Genomic DNA, 3,859 nt, shown 5'->3' with positions numbered 1-3,859 from the left:
TACGGGTCGGGGCGTGACTCGGCCTGATCACGGTCAATCTTAAATTGGTCGAAATCAACTTGGTTCGCAACAAAGTAATGCGTTGCATTCATCCCCAGTGTAATCAGTACTGGCTCATTACAGGGTACGCGTTCCGCTGCCCGTGATGTGGCGGAGCTCCACGCCAGTGATAGATGGTCAATAATTGTTTTGGGAAGCGTGCTGGGTGGGCTAGATTTGCGCGCAGGAGGGCTATCAGTCAAAGCACCACCATGCTTTAGTATGATTTTGGTGTCGATGCCTAGCCAGCCTTGTGCCGGCGCACGCTTAATTAACTCGCGGTAAACCGGTTGGCTGTCGTCTTTGGGGTTTAAAAGTAGTACGCAGCTTTCTAATCGGTCGGCACGTAAATCGATAAATGCGGTCCAGTAATTGAGCTCTTTGAAAATCTCTTCAATATGACGCTGGGGCAGTTGGTGGGTTCGGCTGCATGCCAACATTAGCGGCCGTAGATAGGCTTGCATTACCACGCTATCGCCGTGGCTTTCATCACTCACTTTGATCTTGCTCAGTTTCATACTGAGCGCACACTGGTAAATAGTGTGCAGTGTGAGCCAGAAGCCATTTTGGCTGGCCCGGTATAATTGGTGGCTGCGCAATAAGATGCAGCTGTGTTCAGTTAGCGCACGGTGGAGACAGGTCGCCATCGCCTCTTTGGGCTTTATTAATCGGCTTTCTGCTTCAAACCCTTGAAAGGTTTGGCAGTAGGCGGTGGCAAGTTGGGTGTTTAGGGTGTCCGCTAACAGGACAATTTTTTGGGTTTTTTCCGGCAGTATAATGGGCTTGTTTAAATAGTGCTGCGACAAGCCTTTGGTTACGTAATGCACCTGCGGTCGAATCTTTTCCAAAATCTCCAAGCGATCTTTGGCCTTGCAAGCAACGTGACTGAGCTCTGCCAAGGCTTGAAATAGCTGGCGAGTAGACTCGCCGAGATTGGCCAAGGGAAGGCTGTTTAACCAACTATTGACCGCATTCCCATTTAAGGCGAACAAGCTATGTGTGTCGCGGTTAAACTTGGGTAAGACCAGCGCTAGGTTCGAGCTACTATTCATCATGTCCCGTCAATTTCCGCAGTCTCAAAGCACATTTATTAGGTTTGTGTATTAAGTCTATGTTTTTACGCGTTAATTCATAAGAGCGCAAGTGGTCGTTTACTGTTTGCGTGAGGGTCTTCCCTCACTAAGCGCGGCACTAAATAGCCCGGTAAGCGTGCCAGCACTTCCCTCATCAGGGCTTTAGCCGTCGGTTCCGGAACATCAAAATGACTCGCACCCCGGACTTTATCCAGTATATGCAAATAATAGGGCATAACGCCGGTATCAAACAGTCGATGACTTAACTTAATTAATATTTCGGCATTATCATTGATATCTTTAAGCAATACCGTTTGATTTAAAAGGGTTATTTTGGCATCGCTCAGTGCGCGAAGGGCATCGGCGCTGGTTTTATCCAGCTCATTAGGGTGATTGCAGTGAACAACCATTACCGTGCGTAAGCGGTGCTTGCTAAGTACTGCAATTAAATCGGTGGTAATCCGCGCCGGTAGCACCAAGGGTAAGCGAGTGTGAATACGAAGGGTGCCGACATGGGGTATCTCCGCTATGCGGGTAATAAGCTTGTCCAAATAGTCGTCACTGGTGGCGAGTGGGTCGCCACCGCTGAGAATAACTTCATGAATCTCGGGTTGCGCGGCGATATAGTCTAGCGCCTGCTGCCAGTCTTTTTGGCTGGGATTATTGGCGCTGTAGGGAAAGTTGCGCCGAAAGCAGTAGCGACAGTGAATAGCGCAGGCCGCGGTGGTAATGAGCAGCACGCGACCGTGGTATTTATGGATTAGGCCCGGTACTGGGTTGGCATCGAGTTCGGCCAGTGGGTCATTGATAAAACCCGGTTGTGGGTTAGTTTCTTGAACTTGGGGCAGTACTTGTAATAGTAATGGGTCGCGCCAGTCGCCAGGCTGCATTTTTGCGATGAAAGCTTCTGTTACTCGCAGCGGGAATTGCTTGAGCGCGTCATTCAGTTTGGGATGCTCTGCAATGTCTAAACCTAAGCGGCCGAAAAGCTGCTCTGGGTCGCGAATCATCTGCTGCATTTGCCGTTGCCAGCTTTCAGTCTGCCAAATTGTTGTGATAAGGGGTATCATTGTTGCCTTTTAATCTACGGTTTACGACCTAGCCGCTGAGGAGAACCATGGCCAATTATTCTACTAACGAATTTCGCAACGGGCTTAAAGTTATGCTCGATGGCGAGCCCTGTTCAATTCTGGATAATGAATTTGTTAAACCCGGTAAAGGCCAAGCCTTTAATCGGGTGCGCCTACGCAACCTGAACTCAGGGCGGGTATGGGAGCGCACGTTTAAATCCGGTGAATCGCTAGAGGGCGCCGACGTTGTTGATCAAAGTATGGAGTATCTATACAACGACGGCGAATTTTACCACTTTATGGACCCCGAGTCCTTTGAGCAGGTTCAGGCCGACGCTAAAGCGGTGGGCGATGCGTCACAGTGGCTAAAAGAACAGGATGTCTGCACGGTAACGCTGTATAACGGCGCGCCGCTATCGGTGACGCCGCCTAATTTTGTCGAGCTGCCTATTGTAGAGACGGATCCCGGTGTTAAGGGTGATACCGCGCAAGGCGGCACCAAGCCAGCATATCTGAGTACGGGTGCGGTGGTGAAAGTGCCTTTATTTATCAGTGAAGGTGAGGTGATCAAGGTCGACACGCGGACTGGTGAATATCAGAATCGGGTTAAAAGCTAAATGAGCGAGTGGCGGCCCACTGCCGGTATAGCGGCCTTGGGCCGTCGCGCGGAGCTTCTTAGCCAAGTTCGCCATTTTTTTTCCGCACGTGGGGTGCTCGAAGTTGAGACGCCGTTGCTGGCTTCCGCGCCCGTAACTGACCCGAATATCGAAGCGATTACCACTCAATCGCCTTCTGGCGATGGCCTGATGTACCTGCAAACCTCACCCGAATTTGCCATGAAGCGCCTGGTGGCGGCGGGTAGTGGGCCAATTTTTCAAATCTGCAAAGCCTTTCGCCAAGGTGAGCGAGGGCGGCGCCACAACCCTGAGTTTACAATGCTCGAATGGTATCGCCCTGGCATGAGCCTCGATGCTTTGATTGACGAGGTGGCGGGGGTTATCACTCTGGCGAGCGGAAGCGCAGACGTGGTGTCGATGACTTATCAGCAGGTATTTGAACAGCACTGCGGCCTTAATCCGCATATCGCGAGCCTAGACGCACTAAAAGCCGTTGCCCAGCGTCACCTCGATCTCAGTTTTGACAGTGATGATCGTGATCTATGGTTGCAACTGCTGATGTCTTCGGTGGTGGAGCCAGCACTCAAGCCTCAGCAGATTAGCATTGTTTACGATTTTCCGGCGACGCAGGCTGCCCTAGCGAAAATAGCGATCAATGCCGAGGGATACTCTGTCGCTCGTCGCTTTGAGGCTTTTTATGCGGGAATGGAGTTGGCCAATGGCTATGATGAGTTGCGTGATGCCGCCGAGCTTGTCCGGCGCATTGGTGATGATCATCGGCGGCGAGGGCTCGCCGGCCAAAATCTGCCGCCTATCGACCGGTCTTTATTAAAGGCGATGCCTCACTTACCTGAATGCACGGGGGTGGCAATTGGTTTTGATCGGCTGGCGATGATTGCCTGCCAAGCCGAGCGGATAGACGAAGTCATCGCCTTTCCGCTGGAGCTGGTGTGAATAAGCGGGAGACGCGCTACGGGAGATGGGAGACGCAAGGACCGATGCGGTTTTGTCTCCCGTCTCCCGTTCAGCATTTTGCGAATTACTTCAAGGTGCCCAAAAC

The 3,859-nt window shown here is 51.6% G+C and carries 4 protein-coding genes; 2 read left to right on the top strand and 2 right to left on the bottom strand.

The window, feature by feature from the left end; genetic code table 11:
- Both ABYT30_RS16805 and epmB read right to left on the bottom strand, forming a co-directional pair.
- Nucleotides 1–1,094: hypothetical protein (locus ABYT30_RS16805; protein WP_373097592.1), on the bottom strand; the 1,094-nt coding region annotated here is incomplete at its 3' end.
- A 74-nt stretch (nt 1,095–1,168) separates the two neighbouring features.
- Entirely contained in the window at nt 1,169–2,182 is a 1,014-nt protein-coding gene (gene epmB / locus ABYT30_RS16800; RefSeq protein ID WP_373081115.1) for an EF-P beta-lysylation protein EpmB, read from the bottom strand.
- Nucleotides 2,183–2,229: 47 nt separating this feature from the next.
- Here epmB and efp point away from each other — a divergent pair, with 47 nt between their 5' ends.
- A complete protein-coding gene (gene efp / locus ABYT30_RS16795; RefSeq protein WP_373081113.1) occupies nt 2,230–2,799 on the top strand; it encodes an elongation factor P in 570 nt (189 codons plus the stop codon).
- On the top strand, nt 2,800–3,753 hold the full coding sequence (epmA, locus tag ABYT30_RS16790; RefSeq protein WP_373081111.1) for an EF-P lysine aminoacylase EpmA: 954 nt from the start codon (nt 2,800–2,802) through the stop codon (nt 3,751–3,753).
- Nucleotides 3,754–3,859 lie beyond the last annotated feature (106 nt).

Origin of the sequence: Zhongshania sp. (assembly GCF_041623545.1) — a bacterium.
Lineage (GTDB): Bacteria > Pseudomonadota > Gammaproteobacteria > Pseudomonadales > Spongiibacteraceae > Spongiibacter.
This window is presented reverse-complemented; position numbering and strand designations above follow the sequence as displayed.